The sequence below is a fragment of the Paraburkholderia sp. BR14312 genome (genome assembly GCF_040948675.1).
GTDB lineage: Bacteria > Pseudomonadota > Gammaproteobacteria > Burkholderiales > Burkholderiaceae > Paraburkholderia > Paraburkholderia nodosa_A.
Window position 1 is genome coordinate 232,905 of the sequence record NZ_JBFPKI010000005.1, and the last position, 25,227, is coordinate 258,131.

Here is a 25,227-nt window from a genome sequence, read left to right on the forward strand (position 1 = left end):
TTACGGATGTCGTTGCGGAGCGCGCCGCGCCCCGCTCGTGCATTGCTTGTGCTACCGATGCGCGCCTTAACGCAACGCGAACATGTCGAGCTTGCTGGCGTTCGTCTTCGTGATGAGCGAGCAGTTGATGAGCTGCTTTTCGGGCTTGCCCGTCGCGCCGGTCTTCAGATACTTGTCGGCCTGATCGACCGCGTCGTTGGCCGCTTCGGCCGCTGGCTGCAACACCGTCGCGCGGATCTCGCCATGCTTGATCGCGTCACGCACATCATTGCTGCCGTCGAAGCCCACCACGATGATGTCGTTGCGCTTCGCAGCTTTCAACGCGGCTGTTGCGCCCATCGCCATGGTGTCGTTGCCGGCTATCACGCCCTTGATGTCGGGGTGACTCTGCAGGATCGATTCCATTACCGAATAGGCTTCAGTCTGACTCCAGTTCGCCGATTGACGCTCGACCATCTTCATGTTCGAAAACTGGTCGATCACATCGTGATAGCCCTTCGAGCGGATGCCGGCATTGATATCCGCCTCACGGCCGACGAGCTCCACGTAGTTGCCTTTCTCGCCCATCGCCTTGACGAAGGCGCGCGCGCCGAGCTGCGCACCCTGGTAGTTATTCGAAACAATCTGTGAGATCGCGATGCCAGTCGCGTTGATTTCACGATCGATCAGGAACGCGGGAATTTTTGCGTCCTTCGCCTTCTTGACTGCGGCGATGGACGCCTCCGAGCCGGCGTTGTCGAGAATGATCGCCTTCGCCCCGCGGGCGATGGCGGTGTCGATGAGTTGTGATTGCTTATTGGCGTCGTCGTCGTGGACCAGCACGATGGTGTCGTAGCCGAGCGCCTTGGCGCGCGCGTTCGCCGTGTCGGCTTCCGCCTTGAAGAAGGGATTGTCGTGAGAGGGGGTGATGATGGCGATGAGATTGGCCGCTTGCGCGACGCCCGCCGTGCCGAGAACCGCAAATGACATCAACGTCGACGCAAGCCAACGCCTGGGTGCCTTCATGATGCTGTCTCCTGTCTGGTTAAACCCCTTTGTCTGACTACAACCAGCTGACGGTCGTGATTGCCTTTCAACACTCATCACTTATGCCGTCATGATGTCATCATACCAGTAAGCAGGAACTCCGCTATGTTTTTAGATCCAGGGTTTTCTCTCATCTCGCACAAGTGGCAGAATCGGCACTTATCTCCTGCCCAGGTTAAAGATTGATGGGTCCAGGGCCCGCTCGGCGCGCGGCCCGCTTGCGCGCCCATCGCGCGCCTTCTACGCTTTTTATTCCACTTCCCGCTTCCGGCCTGCAATGAAGTCCCATCGGCATACCATCTTCACGGCGCTCCTCGCGGCCGCCCTGTTCGGCATCACCACCCCGCTCGCCAAGGCGCTGCTCGGCAGCGTGTCGCCGTTCATGCTCGCGGGACTCTTCTATCTCGGCAGCGGCTCGGGGCTCGCGGCCGTCCTGGTGTTACGCCGCTTGTCGGCGCGCCGCAGCCACTCAGCCGCCACGCAGGAGCCCGCACAGAACCCGATGCGCCTGGCCGAATTGCCATGGCTTGCCGGTGCGATTGCCGCGGGCGGCGTGGCGGCGCCCGCCCTGCTCATGCTCGGCCTGAACACCACGCCCGCCGCCACGAGCGCGCTGCTGCTGAACCTCGAAGGCGTGCTGACGGCGCTCATCGCCTGGGTCTGTTTTCGCGAAAACTTCGACGCGCAGATCGCGCTAGGCATGCTGGCGATCGTGGCGGGCGGCGTGCTGCTCTCGTGGCCCGGCGCGCATGCCGGCGCCGTGTCCGGCATCGCGCCCGGCGCGCTGCTCGTCGCGCTCGCGTGCCTGTGCTGGGCCATCGACAACAACCTCACGCGCAAGGTCTCCACCAACGACGCGATGGTCGTGGCCTGCACCAAGGGGCTCGTGGCCGGGCCGGTGAATATCGGCATTGCGCTCGCCGCTGGCGCGCACTGGCCCGCCTGGCCGGCGGTCAGCGGCGCCATGGCCGTGGGTTTCGCGGGCTATGGCGTGAGCCTCGTGCTCTTCGTCGTCTCGCTGCGCCATCTCGGCACGGCGCGCACCGGCGCCTATTTCTCCGTGGCGCCGCTCTTCGGCGTGGCGCTGTCACTGCTGCTGTGGCCGGAGCGCCCGGCGCTGGCCTTCTGGCTCGCGCTCGCGTTGATGGCGTTCGGCGTGTGGCTGCACGTGCGCGAACGTCACGACCACCCGCATACGCACGAACCCCTCGAGCACACCCACGCGCACCGGCACGACGAACACCATCAGCACCAGCACGATTTCGCGTGGGACGGCTCGGAGCCGCACACGCATGCGCACCGTCACGCGCCGATCACGCATAGTCACGCGCACTATCCCGACGTGCACCATCGGCACGCGCATTGAGGGCGGCACGCGTCGCGGTGCTTCCCTCGAAAACGACGTCAAGATTTCCCAGGACCGCCGCGCGTGGCACGCGCACGATGCACTCGTCACACAAAACGAAGGAGACAAGTGCGATGGCTACCGTCTACCGGGACGTTCCCGTTGAAGCCTCGGCGCAAGACGTCTGGGACGCGCTGCGCGATCCCGCCAACGTCGACCGCGTGTTCGCCGGCGTGCTGACCGATGCGCGCATGGAAAACGACGTGCGATGGGTGACGTTCGTCGACGGCACCGTGATCGAGGAACGCGTGATCGGCGTCGACGATGCCCGCATGCGCCTCGCCTACACCGTGTGCGGCGGACGCTTCGAGCATCATCACGCGACGCTTCAGGTGATGCCGGACTCATCCGATTCGCCCCAACGTTGCCGCGTGGTCTGGATCAGCGACTTCAAGCCCGACGAGCGGATCCAGATGGTCGAGCCGCTCACGGATGCGGGCTGCGCGGCGCTCCAGCGCAATCTGGCCCGGAGTTGAGGGTGGCGGCCGGGCGGAAGTCGTCTACTGTCTGAAAAGACGCAGCACGCCCACCCGCGCTTCTGCGCCGCGCGTCCTGGAGGCCGGTATCGCTCATGGCAATGGTCGGATTCTTTTGCGGGCGCGCGGGCCAAATTCGATTGCGGTTGCCGGGCTTGACAGTTAGTTGCGCAAATAAGGCGCAGCCGGACTGACAAAAGGCACAACCCAGGCGCCGAGTTGCCGCGAAACACACTGTGCGACGGCGCCCATACCGGCACGCCAATTGCGGTCAGAATAGTGCCAGATGAGTCGACACCGGGAGCCGCAATGCGGGTAGGTAAATTAACGTTGGCCGTGCGCTGCATCGCCGTCTGCGCGGGCCTTGCTGGAACGCCCGCGGCACACGCCGCCGGCACCTTCGACGGCGACTGGAACGTGACGCTCACGTGCCCCAAGGGCGTCGGCGACACACCGGCTTACCGATATCAATTCCCCGTCGAAATCCAGCAAAACGTCCTCCACGGAGAACACGGCGAACGGGACGCGAGTGGCTGGCTCACGCTGGACGGCAAGCTCGAACCGGACGGTTCTGCCACACTCGTCGCCCAGGGCCTGACTGCCACATCGCCGCACGCCAACAATCGAGCGCCCTATTCGTATGAGGTCAGCGCGCAGTTCAACGCGACTTCAGGCAGCGGCTCGCGCACGACCGCACGCAAATGCGACTTTGTGTTCGTAAAGGAATGACTGGCGAGGATGGCTGGCGGCCTGAGCGAATTGGCGCCAGAAAAGAAAAAGCCCGCTGAGAGAGCGGGCTGAATCCATATCAGGAGGAGACATGGAGGAGACGGGTTAAGTATAGGGTTTTCCCCTAATCTGCGCAACTGCTTTTTTCACGAGCTTGCCGCGGCCTGTTTCGACCTCAATCGGCGCGCTTCTCCCGCTGAACCGCGCCGAAATGGAACGCAAGAAAAAGCCCGATGACGAGCGCGCCCGCGAGCAGCGCCGCGACGTCCTCGCGCGTTGCAGGTTGCTCGAGACGTCCAGCGCCCAGCGCGATTGCGATCGCGATATTCACAAAGCCCCAAACCACGTTCACGATGGGCGACGAGTCGCCCCGCCCTCGGGGACGGGCGAAGGGCGTGGGAAAAGGCAGCCCCTGCAGGCCGGAAGCCAGATGTGGAATCGCGTTGCAAAAGAACGCGCCAGCGAAAAAGAGCCACACGTACGGCATGTCATAACCTCGAACGTTCAAACGGGAAGGGGCAGCGTGATGGCGGCAACGGCGGGCGGCAACGGCGGCGATCGCCGCCGCGCCGAAATGCGAGGACAGCCTCGCAAATCATGGTAGTGGGTAGCCTCTCATAAGTCAATTGACCGGCGAGCGGTCGAGACGCACCCTCATTTACGCGTGTTCTTGCGTCCGGCCGACAAAGGCATCCCGCGTGCTAATATGCGAGGAATTCCTCTCATATCCTCGCATTTGAAGATAACGCCATGACGTCATCCACACCCGTTGCGCAAGCCGCTCGCGGCATCGAGCCCAAACGCGAAAGGGGCCGCCAGCGCGTGGCCGCGATCCAGGACGCCGCTGTCGCCGTTTTCACGGAGAAGGGTTACGACGCCGCCACCATGACCGAAATTGCGGCGCGCGCGTCGACGGCGATCGGTTCGCTGTATCGCTTCTTCCCGACCAAGGAGGCGCTGGCCGAAGCACTGTTGCTGCGTTACGCCCAACAGGCGAAGAACGGACTCGCCGAACTGGAGCAACAGGTTCCGGAGATGACGCTCGCGGCCGTCGCCGATGCGCTCGTCGATTTCATGCTGCTGTTGCAATCGCAACGCAGCTTTGCCGTTGCACTCGTCGACGCCCGCAGCGGCAGCGACGACCATCGCAGGCGCTTTCGCGAAGCGATGCGCGGCGGCGTTGCCGACATCCTGAGCCGCGCGATCGCGCATCTGAAGCCGGCCAAGGCAAAAGTCATGGCGATCGTGCTGATTCACATACTCAAGGGCGTCGCCAGCATCGCCAACGAAGAGCCATCGGCGCGCGCCGTGCTGATGGCCGAACTGCGCGATCTCGTGCGCCTGTATCTCGTTGCGGCTGCGCAGCGCGCCGACGGCAAATAGCCGCCACCGGGAAAAGCGGCTTCAGGCGCGCATGATCTTTGTGCGCTACCATCGCTGCATGTCCGAACCACCGCTATCCACACGCGCGGCTGCCGTGCCGCTTGCCGACACGGCGCAGGCGCAGCCCCCAGGCCTCTACGCCACCGCATTGGCGGCTGTGATCGCGCTGCTCGCGTGGGGGGCGCTCGCCGCGCAAACCGACATTACGATCCAGCGCATGGTGCTGCGCGGTTTCGACACGTTCGAGGCCATCGGCAGGCTTTCGGCCTACCTCACCAATCTCACGGTGCTGCTCGTTGCGCTCACCTTCACCTGCATCGCACTGCGCGTGCGCACGTGGCCGGCACGCTTGCTCCGCGCTCCGGGCAGCGTGAGCGCGGTTACGGTGTATATCGTCTTCGTTGGCATTGCTTATAATCTGCTGCTGCGGCATCTCTGGACGCCGCACGGTTATCGCGCGCTGCTCAACGAGAGCCTGCATAGCCTGATCCCGCTGCTATGCGCCGCGTATTGGCTCCTGTTCGTGCCGCGCTTCACCCTGACTGCTCGCGACCGCCTCGCCTGGCTCGTCTATCCGCTGGGCTACCTTGCCGTCACCTTCTGGCGCGGCAGCGAGACTGACTTCTACCCCTATCCATTCATCGACGTCGCTCAGCTCGGCTATGCACATGTGCTCGTCAACAGCGCCTTGCTGCTTGCCGCCTTCATGGTGCTGATGACGGTCTTCGTGACGATCAACGCACGCAGGCGCCCTGCCGTCGTCGCAAACGAGGCCCTCGCCGTCACCGACTTGCGGCGCCCTGACTAACTCCTGGCTTCCCGATCGAACCCATGCCCGTCTATATCGCCCTGCTACGCGCCGTGAATGTCGGCGGAACCGGCAAGCTTCCCATGCCAGAACTTCGCGGCATGTGCGAAGCGCTCGGGTTCGCGCAAGTGCGTACCTATATCGCGAGCGGCAACGTGGTGTTCGAGAGCTGGCTGGCCGAAGCATCGGTGAAAAAGAAGCTCGAGCAGAGCCTCGAGGCTTATGCAGGCAAACCCGTCGGCGTGGTGGTGCGTACGGCTGCCGAATTGGCCGCCGTATTGCATGACAACCCCTTTCCCGCTGGCGCGCCTGATCGCACTGTCGCGATCTTTCTCGACACGCCGCCGCCCTCGGACGCGTTCGACAACGTGAGCGGTCAGCAGGCGGAAGAATTCCAGCTGGGCGAGCGCGAAATCTACGTGTTTTACAAGGACGGTATCGGGCGCTCGAAGCTCAGGATCGCTGCGGCGAAGGCCGGAACCGCGCGCAACATGAATACCGTGGCGAAGCTTCTGGAGATGGCGCAAGCGTAGGCTGCCCTTTTAAGCACGGCCCAAGCCTCTACTTCAACGACCAAAAGAGCGTTGTATCGTGAGTTACGAGCGGAGTTTTTTCAGGCCGGTGTTAGCGTAGCGTAAATGCAGCGACGCATCGCAGTCGATACAATGTGTGTCCCACTACGCGTCACCCTTTGCCAGTCGCCGGCGTCAACGTCCCCTGCCGAGCCTCCCCACTCGCCTGCGCCGGATCGCCTTCGCTCGTATCGTGCAGGCGGTCCGGAATGAACAGCGCCATCACGCCGCTCAGGAAAAACACCGCGCCGACCACAAGAAAACCCATGCCGATCGAAAACTGCGTAGCGATATAGCCGATCACAATAGGCGCCGCGCCCGAACAGAAGCGTCCCACGTTATACGAGCCGCCCACCGCCGTGCCGCGAATGCGCGTTTCGAAGCTCTCCGACATGAACGTCCCGATCGTGCCCAGCGGCACGCCGTAGAGAAAACCGAATACGAGCATCAGCCACGCAATGTTCTCGCGGGTATGGAACAGCACGATCACGGGAAGAAAGACAGCAGCACCGATACAGCCCAGCACATACACGCCGCGCCGGCTCCAGATGTCACCCAGCCAGCCAGCCACGATCTTGCCGATGAACGCCACGACCCACGTCGCGGTCATGTACCCCGTCATCGAGCTGAATTTGATGTGCAATTCGCTTTCCAGATACGTGGGCAACCAGTTGTTCAAGCCATAGAACCCTGAAAGCGCAAACACGGACGCGAGCGACCAGAAAATGAACATCCTGCGTGCCTCGCGGTCCGCGAAAATCAACGCGTAGCGGTTGTCGTGCCAGCGGCGGCCGCTCGGGCGAGCCGCGGCCTCGCTCATGCGCCAGCTCGGCGGCTCGGGCACGAAGAAGTGAATCGCCAACGCGAGCAGCACGGGCGCCGCCGCCACATAAAACAACGTGCGCCAGCCGTAATGCGGCAGGATCCACGTGCTGAGCGCGATCACTGTGATATAGCCTGCGGAGATCGCCGTTTGGAGCACGCCGAGTATCAGCGAGCGTCGCGCCATGGGTACGTATTCGGCCACGAGCGTACTCACCAGCACCATGCAGCCAATGCCCATCGAGCTGAAGAAGCGCACGACCGCGAATTCCAGGAAGCTGTGCGTGAAACCGAGCAGCCCCGCGCCCACCGAGAACAGCACCATCGCCCAGACCACCACGCGCACGCGCCCGAGCGAGTCGCTCGCCCAGCCGCCAAGAATGCCGCCAATCGCCATGCCGAGCAGCGTCAGGCTGCCGAGCGCACCCGCCTCGACATTGGTCAAGCCGAATTCACTCTTGATACGCGAGAGCGTGAGGCCGTACATCATGACGTCGGCACCGTCGACCAGCAGCGCGAGATAGCCGAGCGCGAAGACAAGTAGCCAGCGATTGGCGGTTCCGGTGGATGTCGTTGTGTTCATCGACAAGGGTCCTGCGTTCAGAGACTTGCATGGGCCGCAAAAGACATGCCATGTGCGACGAGCGCAGGCGCGAGAAACGCGCCGAGCAGCAGGCCCGTTTCTTCGTGTTGCGCGGTGTACCAGCCCTCCACGTGCGTGAGGTTCATCGTCCCGACGCAGCGGCCGTCATAGGCAACCGGTATGTTCAGTATCGAGCCTAGCCCCATCGCCGTCATTACCGCGTGATCGTCGAAGGCTTCGCGCAGGCCCTCTGGCGTCGTGGCGCGAAACGGTTCGAGATCCGAAAGAATGCGCTGCGCCCAGGGCGTGCCGCTTTTCCGCTTGCGTCCGCCCGGCGGGTAGACGTCGGGCATGTTCGTGAACATGCGCTCCACCTCCTGGTTCCTGGCGTCGTAGGCCATGATCGTGAAGAGGCGAAAGCCGATGGCTTCGGCGGCGACGGCGCACACTTCGCGGAAAATCGCGTCCGGTTGCCCGGGCTGGCGAATGACGTGCGAAAGGCGCGCGAGCGCGGCAAGTTCGCGTTGGAGTGCGTAGGGTTCGTTCGCGAGGGAAAGGGGCGTTTGCATGGGGCGTACGAGAGTGAGAGTGGCGCGCGCTCAGCCTCGCAGCCCGTCGCGGACAAGCGGCTTGTGCGCATCGAACTCCGCCTGCGCGCCGCTCGCCTCGATGTCTTCGAGCGAGCGATTGCGGGTTTCGATGCCGAGGAAAAACACGACGCAAGCGCCCGCCAGCAGCACAGCGGTCGTCATGGCGAACACCCCGAAGAAGCCGAACGCCGGATACACGAGACCCACCAGAATGGGCGCGCTTACCGAGCCGATGCGACCGAACGAAGACGAAGATCCCGTGCCGGTCGTGCGTACGGCCGTCGGGAATACCTCCGGCGTATAGGCATAGACGCCCGCAAATGCGCCATTCATGAAGAACGAGAGGCACACGCCCGCCACCGTGATCTGCACGCCCGTATGCGAGAAAGCCAGCGCAATCGCGGCGAGCCCGCCAAGCGTCATGTAGGAGGCCACGACGCCCTTGCGCCCGATCCGCTCATTGAGCCACGCCGCCGAGAAGTAGCCTGGAATCTGCGCACCGTAGATGGCAATCGAATAGCCGAAGCTCCTGGTGAGCGTTAGGCCTTCTTTGACGAGCAGGCTAGGAATCCACGAGAAGAACGAGTAATACGCGAAGGCCACGGAGAACCACATCAGCCAGCTCACCGCCGTCGTGCCCACGAGCCGGCGCGAAAACAGTGTCAACACGTTTTGCAGCGCACTGCCGCTGCCCTGCGCGGCGGCGGGAATCGCGCCCACCGAGCCGAGCGGCGCCAGCGCAATGCCCTCCTGCTCGTAGCCCGACTCGATCGCCCGCACGATGCTGTCGGCTTCGGCGGAGCGTCCGCGGCTTTCGAGCCAGCGCGGCGACTCTGGCAACGTCCTGCGCCACCAGAGCAGCATCACGACCGGCAGCGAGGTCAGCACGGCGAGATAGCGCCAGCCGTCCGCGAAATTGCGCACGACGGTATAGCCAAGAATCGACGAGCTTAGATATCCGAACGACATGAATCCGACCAGCGCGCCGCAGAACATGCCGCGATAGCGTCGCGGCACGAATTCCGCGAGGAACGGTGCGATGACGACCGTTTCTGCGCCCGAACCAAACCCCGCGAGCATGCGCAGCGCGAAAAACGTATGCCAGTCGTGCGCCGTGGCGCTCGCCATGGATGCGGCGCAGTAGATGGCTAGCGCGCTCATCATGATGCGGCGGCGGCCAATTACGTCGGCCAGCACGCCCGAGAGAAACGCGCCGAAAAAATAGCCGATATACGTACTGCTGGCGACGAGTCCCGTTTCGGCGCTCGTCAAATGCCATAGCTTGCTCACGACCGGCAGCAAAAAGGCGAGCGACGAAGAGTCCAGCCCGTCGAACATATAGCCGAGCCCGCCGATCAACAGCAGTTTGCGATGGAAGCCCGCGAGCGGCAGTCGTTCGAGTCGGGCGGCGACGGTGGACATGGTGGGTCGGTTCCGGTTGAGCGTGGCGCGTGGTCAGCGGCCGATCGCATAGGCCTGCATCTGGCGCGGCGTGGCCGCGCCGCGCATGAGCCCGTTGCGCATGCCCACCGCGCACACGCGCCCGAGCCCCCATGGCTCGGCCACCGTGAGATCGTGGCCGCGCGCGCGCAATTCGGCGAGCGTGGCTTCGGGAAAGCGCGACTCGGCCGACATCTTGCCGAGCTGCATCGAGCGCGGATAAAACGAGCCGGGGAAATGCGCGGTCTGGAACGAGGGGGCATCCACGGCGGCCTGCAGGTTCATGCCCGCATGCACGTGCCGCAAGAACAGCTGCATCGACCATTGATCCTGCTGATCGCCGCCCGGCGTGCCGAACGCCGCATAGGGCTTGCCCTCGCGCGTGACGAGCGTGGGCGAGAGTGTCGTGCGTGGACGCCGGCCCGGCCCGAGCGACGAAGGCAAGCCCTCTTCCATCCAGAACATCTGCGCGCGGGTGGTGATGTTGAAACCGAGGCCGGGGACCGCCGGCGACGCCTGCAGCCAGCCGCCCGACGGCGTGGCCGAGACCATGTTGCCCCAGCGATCGACCACGTCGAGATGAACGGTATCGCCGCGCAATTCGGGCAGCGGTGCGAACGTCGGCTCGCCCTGCCCGAAGCCGCCCGGCTGCTGGCGCCCTGCGTTGGCGAGGATGCGCGCCGCGCGCGCTTCGCTGTCGAGAAGCGGCCCGGGGCGGAATTCGAACGAGGCCTTGTGCGGATCGACGAGACGGCGGCGCGCGTCGTTGTACGCGTCGCTCAGCAGCGTTTGCATCGGCACGTCGGCAAAGTGCGGGTCGCCATAGAACACGTCGCGGTCGGCAAACGCGAGCTTCGACGTTTCGATGACCGTGTGCACGAAATCCGCACCGAACGGATCCATCGCGTCCAGATCGAAGCCCTTGAGCAGCGCGAGTTGTTGCAGGAACATCGGCCCCTGGCCCCACGGTCCTGTCTTGTGCACGCGCAGGCCCGCGTAGTCGTACGAGAGCGCTTCCTCGTAGGTGGGCTCCCAGCGTGCGAGATCGTCCGCATCGAGCAGGCCGCGATTGCGAAGACCGGAGGTGTCGAGCACGTCGGTCGAGCGGAAATACTGGTCGATCGCGTCGGCCACGAAGCCGCGGTAGAACGCCGAGCGCGCGAGTTCGCACTGCTCCGCGCGGTCGCTTTTCGCGCTCGCCTCCCGCAGGATGCGGCGGTACGTGGCGGCAATGGCGGGATTGGCGAACAACGCGTTTGGAGCGGGGGCGTCGCCGTCGCGCAGCCATTGCTCGGCGGAGGTCGTCCATTCGCTGAGAAAAAAGTCCTTGATCGCGAGAATCGACGCGCACATGCGCGGCAGCACCGGATAGCCGTTCTCCGCGTAGCCGATCGCGTAGCTCAGCACGTCTTCGAGCGGCAGTTGCCCGTAGTCGCGCAGCATCATCATCCATGCGCCGAACGCGCCGGGCACCACGGCGGGCAGCAGGCCGGTGCCCGGCACGACTTCGAGCCCGAGCGCGCGCATGCGTTCGATCGTCATGGTCGCCGGCGTCACTCCCTGGCCGCACAGCACGCGCACACGGTCTTCCCTTGCGCTGTAGAACACGACGGGCAACTCGCCGCCGGGGCCGTTGAGATGCGGCTCGACGATCTGCAGCACGAAGCCGGCAGCAGCAGCCGCATCGAACGCGTTACCGCCCTTCTCGAGCACCGCCATCGCCGACGCGCTGGCGAGCCAATGCGTGGACGCCACCATCCCGAAGGTTCCGATCAGCTCCGGACGCGTTGTAAACGACATCATCCACTCCCTGGGTGAAAGGTTCGGCCTGTAGTCGAACCTTTCGAGATTGGTTCCAAAACCCTTCACGATCAGCATACGAAGGAAGATTTTTGGCTGCACCCCGTGTTAACCCTGTACATCTACGGAGAACCGTAGATTACGTCGATTTGACGAGCGCACGGTTGCGCGGCGCAGCACAACTGATAGAATCAAACCAATTCATATTGGTTCACGCTACATCATGGAAAGGTCCGTGCTCGACAGTCTGCTTGCCTACATCGCACAGCACCGCTTGAAAGACGGCGACGCGTTGCCTCCCGAACGCAAGCTCGCCGAGGACCTCGGCGTGAGCCGCCGCGAACTGCGCACGGCGCTCGCCTCGCTGGAGGCATCGGGCCGGATCTGGCGCGGCGTGGGCCGCGGCACGTATCTGGGCGCGCGGCCGCTGAAGTTCGCGCCCACGCTGCGCGGCCTGCGCTCGCGTACGAGCCCGGCCGACATCGCGGAGATGCGCCTCATGTTCGAGCCGGCATTAGCCGGGCTTGCCGCCGCCAAGGCCACGCCCGAGGATCTGGCTGAACTGGAGAAGTGCGCGAAACGGAACGCGACGGCAAAAAACGATGAGGAGTGGCAACTATGGGACCAGCGCTTTCATCTGCTGATCGCACAGGCCTCGCGCAATCCCGCGATCATTGCCCTCATGGAAGTGATCAACGGCATGCGGGTCAAGCCGACCCAACGTGAAAAGACCACGGATCAGGCCACGCGCCATCATTTCGCACAGCAGCACCAGGCCATCGTCGAGGCAATTCTCGCGCGCGACGGCGAAACCGCCGCGCGTTGCATGCGCGAGCATCTGCTGAAGGTCCAGGGGTACGGCTCGCCGCATTGACGGAAGAAGCTACGGCGTTCCGCGCGCTTACTTCACGGTCGAAGCCGCCGCCTTGCACGTGACGGCATCCTGTTCGCCCGTGCCGCCGCTGCAGCCGATCGCGCCGATCACCTTGCCGTCCTCGACGAGCGGAAAGCCGCCCGGCGAAGCCACGAGGTCCGGCACGAGCGTGGCAACGTAGGCATGACCGCTCTCGAACTGGTTATAGAAAACGCGGGTCTCGCGGCGAAAGCGTGCGGACGTGCGCGCCTTGTTCTGCGAAACCTCGACAGAGGCGTATTGCGCGCCATCCATACGCTCGAAGGCAACGAGATCGCCATGCGGATCGACCACGGCGATGTTCATTTTCCAGTCGTGCCTGCGTGCCTCGGCTTCAGCAAGCGCAAGCAGATGCTTCGCCGCATCAAGCCCGATAGGCGAACCGTAAGGAATGTCGTAAGGCATGCGCTCGGGCACGGCAGCCGCTGGCGGCGCGGAAGCTGACGTTTGAGCCTGCACCGAGGTTACAAAGATGAGACAGGCCGCGCCTGCGATCTGAACAGAGTGATGCATTGCACACCCTCCTTCATCGGCGGGCCAAGGCGTTACGCGCGCGCAGCCCTGCCAGTCAACATACTCGCGCGATACGCCTTGTGCAAGGCCGATGAATCAGCCCTCCTTACCATCGACACGCGGCGCCACCAGCCAGCCTGCGTAGCGATAACAATAGGCTGCGAACGCAACGACCCAGCACGCGCCCGACGCTTCGATCCAGAACGGGAGCCACTGCGGCGCGAGCCAGGGTCCCGCCACGCGAATCAGCGCGGCAAGCACGAGCAACACATAACAGGCGATATCGAAGCCGCCCGCCACCAGTTTGCGACCCGTGTGTCCGCGCGCCGTGCGTGTGATCATCGCCATGATCGCGCCACCGATAGCGCCCACCGTGAACGCGTGAATGGCGAGCGTATGCGCGACCGAACCCATTGCTGCGAGCGCGAGCAGCACAAAGCCGACGGGGATCCAGGCATAGGCGATGTGCAGGATAGTCAGGATCGGCCGGTTGCCGACGCGCCACGAACGCCAACCCCAGATTCGCGTACCTTGTGCGCACGCCGCCGCGAGCGCGGCGATCGCAACGAGCACGCCGGAGCCGAGCGCGGCGTCGAGCACGAACGCCAGCGCGCTGAGCGGCATCACCGCGCGCTCGACCGCGTTCCAGCGCTGTGCCGCGTAGCCGGGCACGGCATTGGCCGTGAACGACGGGATGATGCGCCCGCCGATGATCGTGATGAACAGCACCAGCATGCCCACGGCGAGATACGCGCTGTGCAGCGCCCAGTCCGCGCGGCCCGCCAGCATCGAAAGATGGAACGCCACATTCAGCGCGGCGAGCATGCCGAGCGCGACCGGCAAGAAGATGTTGTGGCTATTCCTGGCGCCGATGAGCACGCGCAGCAGCACGAGCGCGCATGCGGGGAGAAAGAGGCTGTCGACCACGGCGGCGACGCCGGACGGTGCGTAAGCAACGGTGATGCGCCCCGCGAGCCACAACAGCCACAGCGCCGCCAGCGACTTGCCCTGCGCCGGCGTGATCGACGTCCACGCGCGCACGGCGGTCAGCAGAAAACCCGCCACGATCGCCGCGCCGAAGCCGAAAATCATCTCGTGCGCGTGCCAGAACATGCCAGGCAGGTAGGAACTGAGACCCGGCAACGGATGGCCGGCATACGCGGCCATCCAGGCCAGCAGCGCCGCGCCGCCAAAGAGCGCGCCGCCAAGGTAGAACGGCCGGAAGCCGAGCGCCCACAGCGCGAAACCGCCGCGGGCCGCGGGGGTGGATTCTTCGATTCGAAAAACGGTCATGATCGCTCTCGCCAATACATTCATTTTAAATGCATCTTATATGGACTGGCTGAGAATTGCCGCCGGGAAATTGAATGGTGCGGCACAAAAGCAATTAAAAAGTCAGGCAAAAAACCCGAAAACCGGCGTCGGGCGTGGACAATCGACATGAAAATCTGAAAGAGCGGTGTAATGTCGCGCCCCATTCCCTCCTCAAAGACAGCCTGGATGTTCGTCTCCCATTTTTGTTACTCGCTGAACGCCTTCGCCCTAAAACGTCGACCGGGATCAGGTCATCCCACCCGATTCGGCGATTGCGCATCGCGGTTACAAGCTGAAGTTTTTTGCGCGATAAAGCTTGGCAGAGCTTGAAAGGGTTTTGCTTTCCCCCTCCCTTCGAAGCTTCGCGCAAAAATAAATCGATCGCTGTAACCGGCCCACTGCATTGCGCGAATTAGCTGGTGTATCCGCGACGGATACCTCAAATCTCAATCACTGGAGAACGTCCATGTCCGCAAAGACCACTGTTAGTTCCGCCCTGCTTGCAGGCGCCGTTGCCAGCCTGCTGGCTTCAGTCGCACATGCCGCACCGCTCACGAAGGAAGAGATGAACGCCGCCGTCGCCGCGCACAAGGAGAAGTGCTTCGGCGTCGCGCTGAAGGGGCAAAACGACTGCGCCGCCGGTCCCGGCACGACCTGTCAGGGAACCTCGACGGTCGACTTCCAGGGCAACTCGTGGAAGTTCGTTCAGGGTGGCACCTGCGCGAGCATCGTCGTGCCAGGCGGTGGCCACGGCTCGCTCACGCCGATCAAGTCCTGATCGCTACGACCACGAAAGAGAGGGGACGGTCATGAGCACTCCCATGCAATCAGCGGCGCGGCCCGGCCGTCCCCTTCGCATGGCGCCCGGCGCGGCTGCGCTAGCAGGCACCAGCTACAAGCATGAGCATCTCGCGGCGATTCTCGAAGACGGTCTGCAGGACGGCTTCTTCGAGGTGCACGCCGAGAACTATATGGGCGCAGGCGGTCCGCCGCACCGCGCATTGAGCGCGATCCGCGAGCGCTATCCGGTCTCGCTGCATGGCGTGTGCATGTCGATCGGCGGACCGGACCGGCTCGACGCCGGCCATCTCGCGCGCTTTGGCGAGCTGGTCGCGCGCTACGAACCCGCACTCGTTTCCGAACACCTCGCGTGGTCTTCGCACGGCGGCACGTTCTTCAACGATCTGCTGCCACTGCCTTACACGAAGGCGACACTCGATAAGGTCTGCGATCACATCGATCAGATGCAGGCAGCCATTGGACGTCCGATGCTGCTCGAGAATCCGTCGACGTACGTGGCATTCGCCTCGTCGACGATGAGCGAAACGGAATTCATCCGCGCAGTCGCGCAGCGCACGGGCTGCGGGCTGCTGCTCGACGTCAACAACGTTTTCGTTTCAGCGACCAATCACGGTTATCCGGCACACACGTACCTCGCGGACTTTCCTCTCGAATACGTCGGCGAGATTCACCTGGCCGGCTACAGCGAGCAGCACGACGACGAGCATGCGCCACTGCTCATCGACAGCCACGACCGCGCCGTCGCCGATCCGGTCTGGGCGCTCTACCGCGACGTGATCGCACGCACCGGACCCATACCGACACTGGTGGAATGGGACAGCCAGTTGCCTGCGTGGCCCGAACTGCGCGCACAAGCATTGGCGGCCCGGCGCATCGCTTCCGAATTTTTTCGCAACAATACATCGGAGTCCGATACATACCTCATGGAGCGTGCCAGCCATGAAGCCTGAGCCATCCGCGAGCGACTACGCGACGGCCTTCGCGCCGGGACTGACGAACCCCGACCTCGCCGCACCGAACGGTGTCGTGGCGGCGCACGGCAAGGGCGTCGTGAAGCGCTACAACGTCTATCGCAACAACGTCACGGTCAGCCTCATCGATGCGCTGGCCGCGATCTATCCCGCCGTGCAGCGCATCACGGGCGTCGAGTTCTTCCGCGCGATGGCGCGCTCTCACGTGCGCGCTACGCCACCGGCTTCGCCGCTCCTGTTCGAGTACGGACGCGATTTTCCGTCGTTCATCGAAACCTGGGAGTACGCGCGTGACATGCCGTGGCTTGCGGATACGGCACGCATCGAGCGCGCGTGGCTCGACGCCTATCACGCCGGGGACGCCACACCGCTTGCGGCCGACGCATTCGCGGGCGTCGATGCGGATTCGCTAGCGCAACTGCGCTTTGTCCCGCATCCGGCTACTCGCATCGTGCGCTCGCGCTACCCGGCCGCCGCGATCTTCGCGATGAACCGGACGCCCGGCCCCGTCACCCCGCTGCATTCGAGCGATGCGGAAGACGCGCTCGTCACGCGGCCCGATTACGACGTGATTGTCTCGCGCCTGCCCGCGGGCGGCGCTGCGTTTCTGCTCGCACTCATCGAGGGCATGCCGCTCGGCGCCGCCGCGCAGGCAGCCTTCGAGGAGAGCGCCGCCTTTGACCTGCCGGCCAGCCTGGCCGCAATGATTTCGGCGGGCGTGTTCGCCGCCGTTCAACCAGGAGCGTAACCATCATGCAAACTCGACAGGACTCCAGACCGTCTTTCGCGGGCAACGTCGCGCACGCGATCGGGTGCGCCCGGCGCTTCATCGAACGGCTCGCACAACCGTCGTTCGTGCAACTCGTGCTGCGCATTGCGCTTGCCGTGCCTTTCTGGAAATCGGGCATCCTCAAGTGGCACGGGTTCCTGCAGCTCAACGACACGGCCATCGATCTCTTCACCGACGAATTCAAGCTCCATCTGCCCGGCGGTCCGTATCCGTTTCCCGCGCCGGCCCTCTTCGCGTTCCTCTCCGCGTGCGGCGAGGTCGGTTTCCCGGTGCTGCTCGTGCTCGGGTTCGGCACGCGCTTCGCGGCCGCAGGATTGCTGCTGATGACCTGCATCATCGAGCTGACGGTGCCGGACGGCTGGCCGATCCACATCACGTGGGCCGCCATGGCGCTCGGCATCGCCGCCTGGGGCCCCGGCGCGATATCGATCGACTACCTGCTCGGAGACCGCGCGTACCGGTCATGAAAACGCGAGAGCTGGTCACCCGGCTCGCGAGCGACGTGTCGCCCATCGAGCGCAACGCCGGCCCAAGGCGGCTCACGCGCGCACTGCTGCACGGCCTCGCCGGTAGCGCGGCCCTGCTGGTTGCGCTGTACGGCGTGCGCAGCGACATGCCCGAGCTGATCCTCACGACGATGTTCTGGGTGCGCCTCGCGTTCCCGCTCGCGATCATCGCCGCGGCCGTGGCGCTCGCCGAGCGGCTGGGCCGCCCCGGCGCGCACCTCAGGCTCGCGGGGCTCGCGGCGGCGCTGCCGGTGGCCTCCATGCTGCTCGCCGCCGGCAGCGTTCTGCTGGCGACGCCGCCGGGCTACCGGCTCGAGTTGATGCTCGGCACGACATGGCGCACGGCGACGGCGAACGTCGTGCTGCTCTCGCTGCCCTCGCTCGCTGCGATATTGCGCGCGATGAAGCAGCTCGCGCCGACGCGCCTCGCCCTGGCCGGCGCAGGCGCGGGTCTGCTGGCAGGCGCGCAGGGCTTGCTCGTCTACTCGCTCTATTGCTCGGAGATGGCGGTCCCATTCTGGGGAGTCTGGTACGTGCTCGCCATCGTCATCACGACTGCAGTCGGCTCGGCCGTCGCGCCGCATTGTCTGCGCTGGTGAGATTCGCGTCGACGCCGCATGCGCCGTGATGGATCGTTCGAAAGGGTGCCGTATGTTCTGGAACGCCTTCAAACCGCTGATCCGCTTCGCGCCCAAACTACGTGCGCTTTGCATGCCTTGGCTGCTTCTTGCCACTCGCGTCTGGTTTGGGCAGGTCGTGCTCGTGGATCAGATCATGACCATGGCGCAAGGCAATCACAGCGGCTCAACCGCTGCCGGATTGCATGCGCCGTCCAGCGTGGAGGCAGCGCTGCACGGTATCGTGCCGCTCCTGCTCACCGCTGGCCTGCTGACCCGGCCCATCGCGCTTGCGTTGCTCGTTGGCGGCTACGGATCGATCGCCCTCGGCCCGGACGGCACAACGCTTGTTTTGCTCGCCTGGCTGGTCGTGCTGGGTCCGGGAACATTCTCCCTCGACGCGATGTTGGCGCGAGGCCTGGCGTGGGCGCCACTTGGCCCGGCCCGACAGGTCAGCAAATGCTATGAGCTGATCGAGCGGTATGTGTCACCTGTGCTCCTGCTCGTCTCGCGCGCAGGCATAGCGGCGTCGCTCAGTCTCGCCTCCGCATTGACGCCTACCCTTTTCGGGCAGGCTGCCCATCAAGGTCTGGCGGCACTGTTCACCTACCCCACATGGGTCGCTGCGCTGCTCGCATTCTGCATCGCCTTCGGCTGGTTGACGCGGCCGGCGATGTTCGTCTATGCCGCCATGGTTCCACTCGCTGGCATCGCCATGTCCATGGACGACCGGCTGGCCATGCTTCTCCTGCTGCTTACGTTTGTCGCCACGGGGCCCGGCGCCATCTCGGTGGATCATTGGCTCGCCCGCTGGGTGCTCGACCGCCCGGACAAAGAAGAAGGCACGCTGGACGAGTGTCCGCATGTCGTGGTGGTCGGCGGCGGCTTTGGCGGGATCGAGACCGTTCGCGGCCTGCGCAATTCGCGCTGCCGGATCACCCTCATCGACCAGCGGAATCATCATCTGTTTCAACCGTTGCTCTATCAGATCGCGACAGCAGCGTTGTCGCCCGGCGAAATCGCGACGCCGATCCGGAGCCTCTTTCGTGGCCAGCGAAATGTCCAGGTCCGTCTGGGAAGCGTCACAGGCATCGACACCGCCGCCCGCGAAGTGCTGATCGGCGCAGCCAGCCTCAAATTCGACTATCTCGTACTCGCGACCGGCGCGCGTCACAGTTACTTCGGCAACGATCACTGGGCGCCTTACGCGCCCGGGCTCAAGAGCATCGAGGACGCGACCTCGATCAGGAGCCGTCTGCTGCGGGCATTTGAAGAAGCGGAAACGGCCGCCGACGAAGCAGCCCGTGCCGCGTGGCTGACGTTCATCATCGTCGGCGGAGGACCGACGGGCATCGAGCTGGCCGGCGCCATCGCGGAACTGGCGCACCACGGGATGGATCAGGAATATCGCACGATCGATCCGTCGACCTCGCGCGTCATTCTGGTCCATGCCGGCCCTCGCGTTCTGCCGACGTTCCCGCCTTCCCTGTCTGCCGCCGCGGAACGTTCCCTTCGCAAGCTGGGGGTCACGATCTACCTCGATACCAGGGTGCTGGGCGTCGATCAGGAGGGCGCCGACCTCGGCAAGGATCGCATTGCATCCCGAACCATCTTGTGGGCTGCCGGAGTGGCAGCGTCTCCGGTCGCCAGATGGCTAAACCAGCCAGAGGACGCGTCTGGACGAATCAAGGTGAACGACGATCTCTCCGTTCCGGCCGCAGAAGGCATCTATGCGATTGGCGACGCCGCTGCGAGTCTGGGCTGGAACGGAGCAGCGGTGCCGGGGTTGGCGCCTGCCGCCAAACAGCAGGGAAGATATGCAGCGCGCGTGATCGACGCACAGCTTGCGGGTCGCCGTCCGCCTCCGCCGTTTCGATACAAGCATTTCGGCAGCCTGGCAACGATCGGGCGTCAGGCCGCGGTGGCAGAAATCGGCCCCATCCGCATGTGGGGTGCGCCAGCGTGGTGGTTCTGGGGCGCCGCACATATCGCGTTTCTCACCGGAGGGCCGAACAGGGTGAAGGTCATGCTGGATTGGCTCTGGGCCTATGTCACCTACCGACGCAGCACGCGACTCATTACCGAACCGGCTTCCGACAGACCGTCGAGTTGATATCCGCTGTGCGCCCACCTCGGGCAACTGGCAATCAAAGCGTCACTGGGTCGAGTGACGGTTGAGGGTAGCTGCGGGCAGCATATGGGTTAGGCCGTAGGCGGCCAGTTTCCGACACGCGCCGACGTACGCGCGCGGACACTCGAACGGCTGCTACGGCTTGCCACCAGCCGTCGAGGAGCATCTTCACTGTCGCGAGCCCCTTGCCGCTCGTGCCGCCGATAATCACCACCTCTTTATCTTGGTACCGGTTCATATGTGTTTCCCTTGAGAGGGTTACGGTTACTACTTTGGCGATACTTAGCTACTTTGCACTACTATTTATTCAAAAATACCGTATTGCCCGTGGGCGATCATGTAACTACCCAATCGCCCGCTGATTCTGGCAACTGCGACCATTTCGTCGCGACCGGCGCGCCTTCAGGACACCGCGCGTAAGGATTCCGCGTACGACCAGTTGACGCCAGAGACATTGGCAACCGCCTGCCACGCGGCTTCTTGATTAGCGCCATCGAGGAGGTGCGGCTGGCGCTGCGCCTGAATTGGGCCAGTGAATTTCCCTTTAGCCGACGCGAAGAATTGCCCTGAGACGTCGGTTCCAAACTTCGACGCCTGAAGGTACCGACGGGCCGCAGTCTCCGGCGTCTGATTCATGCCGGGAATGAGGTTCACGATTGGGATCATCAGATATTTCACCGCCCAGCCAGCGTTTCGCCCCACATTGGTGGCGGTCGCCGCACCGGGCGAGACAGCGAACACGGCCATGCCGGAGGGCAGCCGACGCGCGAGCGCAGCAGCCCACCAAGCAACAATGAGCTTCGCGTCGGCATACGCATTGTTGGGTACATACTTCACGTTAGGACCGTTGCGCAGCAGGGATTCCATAGCAGCGGTCAGGTCGCCTTGGTGGTATTTGGCGGCGAGTGCGTCCACGTCGGTGTACTTGAACATGGGTACGCCCCCTCGGGCGGGTTCCGCGCCGGCGATAACGATCCGCGCATTGGGGCTCAGCAGGTTGGCGCGGAGCAACCCGACAGTCAATTGGTGATGGCCGATGAGCGGAGCCTGAGAAGCCTCGACGCCCGCCGCAGTGATCACCCGCTGCTTACCTGGGACCATTCCGGCATTTAGCAGTAGAAAATGAATCGGCTGACCTCGCTTTTCCAACTCGGCGAGGGCGGATTGAACGCTGGTCGGCTCGTCCAGCTCCAGCTCCAGCGGCGAAAATACCTGTTTCCTGGTCTGAGCCGCGAGCTGAGCGGCGGTTTCTTGAACCCGGGCCAAGCTGCGCCCGGTGATGAAGACTTGGCGGTAGCCGTTGGCGGCGAGCAAGCGGGCTGCCTCATAACCGACCCCTGAAGTGGTGCCGGTGACGAGCGCGATTGAATGTTCCATGGGCGTCTCCGTGTTAAAGGGTGATGGTCGAGTCATAAGGCCCAGCAAGGCCAAGATCAGTTTGATAATTTAGAACTATTCGGTTATAAATTGGTGCGGAGGGAACTGTCAAGGAGTTTTAAACTAAATGATTCAAAATACCGCTAGGCCAGTAGGTCGACCGCGCAGCTTCGACGAAACGGGGGCGCTGGAAAAGGCGATTCAGGTGTTCTGGTCGAAGGGCTACGACGGAGTGACGATTGACGATCTCGTCACCGGGATGGGTGTGGGACGACCGAGTCTGTATGCCGTCTTTGGGGACAAGCGGGCGATATTCTTGCGCGTCCTTAAGGCGTACGCAGAACGGAAGGGCGCATCAGCCGCGAAGGCACTCCTCTCACCACAGGGTCTTCGCGACTCGATCTTGGGCTTTCTGAGGTACGCCGTCGAAAGTGCGACCGAGAAAGGGTCTGCCCGGGGCTGCCTTATGATATGCGTCGCCCCGCTCGTAAACGACGCTGAGGTTCAGCAATTCCTGCAGAGTGCGGTCGCGGGCGGGACGGCGCTGGTGGAACGTCGTTTTCAGGACGGGATCAGTGCCGGAGAAATCCCACCTGACTTTCCCGTCGCCGCGCGCGCAACCCAAGTCACAGATTTAGCGCGTGGGCTAACCATGCGTGCGCAGATGGGCGCGCCGCGCAAGATGCTCCTCAAAGATGCTGAGGAAGCGACCGACCTAGTGCTCCTGCCTAGGCGCGCCTGACGGGTTATCGGAAACCTTAACAAAAATGGTAACTGCCGCTCAGCTCGATCTCCTGGTGGGCAGCCGGTCCAGAACGTTGAATAGCTGTCAACATACGGCGGCGAGCGTCGGAAGTCCCGGCAGAACTGCTGTCTCTAAACGGTGGTCTGGATGACCGGACCGCTCCGCAAGCTGCCCTTGGGCCGCGACTGCACGACCGGCTGCTGTGGGTCGGTCAGCGTCCACCGGCACGACGCGCACACTGGATCTCCCTTCAACCTTGGAAGGAGATCGTCATGGAGACGCAGAAAGGCGCCGTAGGCATCCGAGTGCCGTGGAACAAAGGCAAGCTCACCGGACAGAAACCGCCTTTGAAGCTTCCGGAAATATGGGCGATTCGAACCCGGCTCCAGATGTCTGCAAACACCCTCGAATTGGCAATGTTCAATCTCGCGATTGATAGCAAACTTCGGGCATGTGATCTGACGCGGCTACTTGTGCAGGATATCTGTCAGGGCTCTCACGTCGGATCACGGGCAATGGTCATGCAGCAGAAGACGCAGCGACCGGTTCAGTTCGAAATCACGGAGCAGACTCGTCAAGGCATTGAAGCCTGGATGGCGGCCCGCAGATTGAAGCCCACCGACTACTTGTTCCCGAGTCGGCTGCATGCATCGCCACATATTTCAACGCGACAATATGCCCGGACTGTCCATCGATGGATCGCCTCCATCGGGCTCGACGATACCGCCTATGGCACGCACACCATGCGTCGCACGAAAGTTTCGTTGATTTACCGGCGGACGAAGAACCTTCGGGCAGTGCAGTTGTTGCTTGGTCATACCAAGCTCGAGAGCACCGTGAGATACCTCGGCATTGAGGTCGACGACGCTCTCGAAATGGCAGAGCAAACAGAGGTCTAACGCGACGGCCGGCGAGAGGACGCTTGCCGGCCATGAACAGACACTGGGCGTCGGTTCGGCGCGGACATTCTAACGGCGGCACCGGCCCAAGTAACGGACACTTGCTACCGCTTCCCAAAAAATTACCTGATGATCAGCACAACCATCCCATGCGGTTATTGCGCCAGGCGCGCGGCGTCATGCCGAAACGCCCGACGACGAACCAGTTCGTGAACGTCCCCTGATGCGCATATCCCACAAGGCCCGACATGCCCGACACTCGTCCGATCGGAAAGCACGAGTTGCTCATGAAGCGCACGGCGAGTTCGTACCGGACTGCTCACTCTCACTAGTCTTCCGTGGTGAGCGGGCGAAGCGGCAGCGAACATACGCACGCGAAGAGTCGTCGGCCACGATCTGCGGTAGACACTCGCTCGGCAACACAATGCCGGGTTCGCAAATCGGCGCCACGAAATATCCGTAGAGCGTTACGACGTTCATCGTTGCATCGCCGCGCATTCGGACCGGTCGGGAACGATACGCCTGACGAGGCAAAAGCCGATTATGCGAAATTCAATGGGTCTGCCTCCGTAGCATGACTCGAGCAAAACAGTCCCCGGAACTCCCGAGGCGATTCAATCGCAAATTTGCACGTCGCCAAGCATGCGTTTTATGAATGCTCGCCGACGAAAAATGTCGTGCAAGCTCCCTGCACCGTACCGAATCCTGCTCGGCTATCCTCATTCCCGGTTCGTATCTCAAACTTAAAAAGGAGACAACAATGTTCGACCTTTCAGGAAAGGTGGCGGTCATTACGGGTGGAGCGAGCGGCATTGGGCTCGGCATCGCTCGCGGCGTGGTTGCGGCTGGTGCGCGTGTTGTGCTGATTGGTCGCGATCGATGGAAGGGCCGTGCTGCAATTGAATCGCTGTCAGGCGGTAGTGCAAACGGCCATTTCATTCAAGCCGACATCACGAATCATGGCGAGTGCACCAAGGCAATCGAGCAGGCCGAGCAGCATTTCGGGTGTCTAAATATCCTTGTGAACAACGCTGGCATGAATATCCGCAAGCAAGGGCACGAGCTAGGCGCCGAGGAATGGCACCAGATTGTCGATACGAACCTGAGCGGCGCGCATTTCTGCGCTCAGGCTATTTATGGTGCGTTCACGCGCGCAGGTGGCGGCAAGATTATCAATATCGGCTCGATGCTCTCCCTGTTCGGCACGACCTACGGTTCGGCCTATGCGGCCAGCAAGGGCGGAATCGTGCAGCTCGGCAAAGCGTGGGCTGTTGAATGGGCACCTCATAACATTCAGGTCAACACGTTGCTGCCTGGCTGGATCGAAACCGATCTGACCGCCGAGGCGAAACGGCTTTTCCCTGACCTCGAAGCGGGCATCTTGAGCCGCACGCCTCAGGGGCGCTGGGGCAAGCCCGAGGACCTTGCCGGCATTGCAGTGGCGCTCTGTTCAAGCGAATGCGACTTCGTGACTGGCGCGGTCATTCCGGTAGACGGTGGATATTCGGTTCAAGGTTAGCCGATACTTTTTGACGCTGCCATATCAAATACAAAGGAGACACCCAGCATGACCAGCGCTTATGCCGGGCCCGGAAAATATATCCAGCGCGCGGGTGAGATCTCGTACCTTTCACAGCACGTTGCACCGTTGGGCCGCAACGTGCTCGTTCTGATCGATCCGTTTCTGTTCGACCGCTTCGGCAGTTCACTACAGCGCGATCTCGAAGGTGCCAAGCTGTCGGTACATCTGGAGAAGTTCGACGGCGAATGTACTCTGGCTGAAATCGCGCGCGTGGCCGCAATCGCCAGAGGCAAGGAGAGCCAGATTCTCGTGGGCGTCGGCGGGGGAAAGACAGCAGACACCGTCAAGATTGCGGCATTCGAAGCCAACGCGCGGACCGTCATCGTTCCGACGATTGCGTCAACGGACGCACCGTGTAGCGCTGTCGCCGTCCGCTATACGTCTGAGGGCGTATACGAGGGGTCCGCGCGGCTTGCCTCGTAATCCCGATCTGG

27 protein-coding genes are annotated in these 25,227 nt (G+C 63.2%); 18 read left to right on the forward strand and 9 right to left on the reverse strand.

Going from position 1 to position 25,227, the window contains the following annotated elements:
* Positions 1-66 precede the first annotated feature (66 nt).
* Positions 67-1,005: a D-ribose ABC transporter substrate-binding protein gene (locus AB3X98_RS15990; RefSeq protein ID WP_368602234.1), complete on the reverse strand. Its 939-nt coding sequence runs from the start codon at positions 1,003-1,005 to the stop codon at positions 67-69.
* A gap of 298 nt (positions 1,006-1,303) precedes the next feature.
* On the opposite strand from AB3X98_RS15990, the gene AB3X98_RS15995 reads away from it, so the two are divergent.
* The 3 genes from AB3X98_RS15995 to AB3X98_RS16005 all read left to right on the forward strand — a co-directional run bounded on the left by AB3X98_RS15995 (position 1,304) and on the right by AB3X98_RS16005 (position 3,636).
* The gene (locus AB3X98_RS15995) at positions 1,304-2,392 is read left to right on the forward strand and encodes a DMT family transporter (RefSeq protein ID WP_368602233.1); all 1,089 of its coding nucleotides are present in this window, start codon (positions 1,304-1,306) and stop codon (positions 2,390-2,392) included.
* Between the two features lie 113 nt (positions 2,393-2,505).
* Positions 2,506-2,907, forward strand: coding sequence for an SRPBCC family protein (locus AB3X98_RS16000; protein ID WP_368602232.1), 402 nt, complete (start codon positions 2,506-2,508; stop codon positions 2,905-2,907).
* A gap of 309 nt (positions 2,908-3,216) precedes the next feature.
* Complete coding sequence (locus tag AB3X98_RS16005; protein ID WP_368602231.1) at positions 3,217-3,636, forward strand: hypothetical protein; 420 nt, start codon at positions 3,217-3,219, stop codon at positions 3,634-3,636.
* Between the two features lie 175 nt (positions 3,637-3,811).
* On the opposite strand, the gene AB3X98_RS16010 is transcribed toward AB3X98_RS16005, so the two are convergent.
* Complete coding sequence (locus AB3X98_RS16010) at positions 3,812-4,123, reverse strand: hypothetical protein (RefSeq protein WP_342947313.1); 312 nt, start codon at positions 4,121-4,123, stop codon at positions 3,812-3,814.
* A 263-nt stretch (positions 4,124-4,386) separates the two neighbouring features.
* On the opposite strand from AB3X98_RS16010, the gene AB3X98_RS16015 reads away from it, so the two are divergent.
* Genes AB3X98_RS16015 through AB3X98_RS16025 form a run of 3 tightly spaced genes read left to right on the forward strand, consistent with a single transcriptional unit; the run spans position 4,387 to position 6,360 of the window.
* The gene (locus AB3X98_RS16015; protein ID WP_368602230.1) at positions 4,387-5,019 is read left to right on the forward strand and encodes a TetR/AcrR family transcriptional regulator; all 633 of its coding nucleotides are present in this window, start codon (positions 4,387-4,389) and stop codon (positions 5,017-5,019) included.
* A 58-nt stretch (positions 5,020-5,077) separates the two neighbouring features.
* Entirely contained in the window at positions 5,078-5,827 is a 750-nt protein-coding gene (locus AB3X98_RS16020; protein WP_368602229.1) for a Pr6Pr family membrane protein, read from the forward strand.
* Between the two features lie 23 nt (positions 5,828-5,850).
* Positions 5,851-6,360 (forward strand): DUF1697 domain-containing protein, encoded by a 510-nt coding sequence (locus tag AB3X98_RS16025; protein WP_368602228.1) that lies wholly within the window; start codon positions 5,851-5,853, stop codon positions 6,358-6,360.
* A 151-nt stretch (positions 6,361-6,511) separates the two neighbouring features.
* Here AB3X98_RS16025 and AB3X98_RS16030 read toward each other — a convergent pair whose 3' ends face one another.
* From AB3X98_RS16030 to AB3X98_RS16045, 4 genes are read right to left on the reverse strand one after another with little or no spacing between them, the layout of a single operon-like run.
* Positions 6,512-7,804, reverse strand: coding sequence for an MFS transporter (locus AB3X98_RS16030; RefSeq protein WP_069266543.1), 1,293 nt, complete (start codon positions 7,802-7,804; stop codon positions 6,512-6,514).
* Positions 7,805-7,821: 17 nt separating this feature from the next.
* The gene (locus tag AB3X98_RS16035; RefSeq protein WP_342947309.1) at positions 7,822-8,373 is read right to left on the reverse strand and encodes a GAF domain-containing protein; all 552 of its coding nucleotides are present in this window, start codon (positions 8,371-8,373) and stop codon (positions 7,822-7,824) included.
* Positions 8,374-8,403: 30 nt separating this feature from the next.
* Positions 8,404-9,816: an MFS transporter gene (locus AB3X98_RS16040; protein ID WP_368602227.1), complete on the reverse strand. Its 1,413-nt coding sequence runs from the start codon at positions 9,814-9,816 to the stop codon at positions 8,404-8,406.
* A gap of 33 nt (positions 9,817-9,849) precedes the next feature.
* Positions 9,850-11,634 carry a gamma-glutamyltransferase family protein gene (locus AB3X98_RS16045; RefSeq protein WP_368602343.1) on the reverse strand — a complete coding sequence of 595 codons (1,785 nt, stop codon included), beginning with the start codon at positions 11,632-11,634 and terminating at the stop codon, positions 9,850-9,852.
* A 223-nt stretch (positions 11,635-11,857) separates the two neighbouring features.
* On the opposite strand from AB3X98_RS16045, the gene AB3X98_RS16050 reads away from it, so the two are divergent.
* The gene (locus tag AB3X98_RS16050; RefSeq protein WP_368602226.1) at positions 11,858-12,508 is read left to right on the forward strand and encodes a FadR/GntR family transcriptional regulator; all 651 of its coding nucleotides are present in this window, start codon (positions 11,858-11,860) and stop codon (positions 12,506-12,508) included.
* A 27-nt stretch (positions 12,509-12,535) separates the two neighbouring features.
* Here AB3X98_RS16050 and AB3X98_RS16055 read toward each other — a convergent pair whose 3' ends face one another.
* Positions 12,536-13,060 (reverse strand): heme-binding protein, encoded by a 525-nt coding sequence (locus AB3X98_RS16055; protein WP_368602225.1) that lies wholly within the window; start codon positions 13,058-13,060, stop codon positions 12,536-12,538.
* A 96-nt stretch (positions 13,061-13,156) separates the two neighbouring features.
* A complete protein-coding gene (locus AB3X98_RS16060; protein WP_368602224.1) occupies positions 13,157-14,353 on the reverse strand; it encodes an NnrS family protein in 1,197 nt (398 codons plus the stop codon).
* Between AB3X98_RS16060 and AB3X98_RS16065 the strand changes: the two genes are divergently transcribed.
* From AB3X98_RS16065 to AB3X98_RS16095, 7 genes are all read left to right on the forward strand, one after another.
* On the forward strand, positions 14,352-14,504 hold the full coding sequence (locus tag AB3X98_RS16065) for a hypothetical protein (protein WP_368602223.1): 153 nt from the start codon (positions 14,352-14,354) through the stop codon (positions 14,502-14,504). The two genes, AB3X98_RS16060 and AB3X98_RS16065, sit on opposite strands and share 2 nt — an antisense overlap.
* 336 nt (positions 14,505-14,840) lie before the next feature.
* Positions 14,841-15,152 (forward strand): DUF2282 domain-containing protein, encoded by a 312-nt coding sequence (locus tag AB3X98_RS16070; RefSeq protein ID WP_069266451.1) that lies wholly within the window; start codon positions 14,841-14,843, stop codon positions 15,150-15,152.
* A gap of 79 nt (positions 15,153-15,231) precedes the next feature.
* Entirely contained in the window at positions 15,232-16,125 is an 894-nt protein-coding gene (locus tag AB3X98_RS16075) for a DUF692 domain-containing protein (RefSeq protein WP_368602342.1), read from the forward strand.
* A complete protein-coding gene (locus AB3X98_RS16080; RefSeq protein ID WP_342947303.1) occupies positions 16,115-16,894 on the forward strand; it encodes a DNA-binding domain-containing protein in 780 nt (259 codons plus the stop codon). The genes AB3X98_RS16075 and AB3X98_RS16080 overlap by 11 nt, the downstream gene beginning before the upstream one ends.
* 5 nt (positions 16,895-16,899) lie before the next feature.
* Positions 16,900-17,403: a DoxX family protein gene (locus AB3X98_RS16085; protein ID WP_368602222.1), complete on the forward strand. Its 504-nt coding sequence runs from the start codon at positions 16,900-16,902 to the stop codon at positions 17,401-17,403.
* Positions 17,400-18,041 (forward strand): DUF1109 domain-containing protein, encoded by a 642-nt coding sequence (locus AB3X98_RS16090; protein WP_368602221.1) that lies wholly within the window; start codon positions 17,400-17,402, stop codon positions 18,039-18,041. The genes AB3X98_RS16085 and AB3X98_RS16090 overlap by 4 nt, the downstream gene beginning before the upstream one ends.
* A 52-nt stretch (positions 18,042-18,093) precedes the next feature.
* Entirely contained in the window at positions 18,094-20,172 is a 2,079-nt protein-coding gene (locus tag AB3X98_RS16095; RefSeq protein WP_368602220.1) for an NAD(P)/FAD-dependent oxidoreductase, read from the forward strand.
* 420 nt (positions 20,173-20,592) lie between these two features.
* Here the strand turns inward: AB3X98_RS16095 and AB3X98_RS16100 are convergent, their stop codons facing one another.
* On the reverse strand, positions 20,593-21,567 hold the full coding sequence (locus AB3X98_RS16100) for an SDR family NAD(P)-dependent oxidoreductase (RefSeq protein WP_368602219.1): 975 nt from the start codon (positions 21,565-21,567) through the stop codon (positions 20,593-20,595).
* 127 nt (positions 21,568-21,694) lie between these two features.
* On the opposite strand from AB3X98_RS16100, the gene AB3X98_RS16105 reads away from it, so the two are divergent.
* From AB3X98_RS16105 to AB3X98_RS16120, 4 genes are all read left to right on the forward strand, one after another.
* Entirely contained in the window at positions 21,695-22,309 is a 615-nt protein-coding gene (locus AB3X98_RS16105) for a TetR/AcrR family transcriptional regulator (protein WP_368602218.1), read from the forward strand.
* Positions 22,310-22,584: 275 nt separating this feature from the next.
* Positions 22,585-23,211 carry a tyrosine-type recombinase/integrase gene (locus AB3X98_RS16110; RefSeq protein ID WP_368602217.1) on the forward strand — a complete coding sequence of 209 codons (627 nt, stop codon included), beginning with the start codon at positions 22,585-22,587 and terminating at the stop codon, positions 23,209-23,211.
* Positions 23,212-23,866: 655 nt separating this feature from the next.
* Complete coding sequence (locus tag AB3X98_RS16115; protein ID WP_368602216.1) at positions 23,867-24,730, forward strand: SDR family NAD(P)-dependent oxidoreductase; 864 nt, start codon at positions 23,867-23,869, stop codon at positions 24,728-24,730.
* Positions 24,731-24,778: 48 nt separating this feature from the next.
* The gene (locus tag AB3X98_RS16120; protein WP_368602215.1) at positions 24,779-25,216 is read left to right on the forward strand and encodes an iron-containing alcohol dehydrogenase; all 438 of its coding nucleotides are present in this window, start codon (positions 24,779-24,781) and stop codon (positions 25,214-25,216) included.
* Positions 25,217-25,227: the final 11 nt, after the last annotated feature.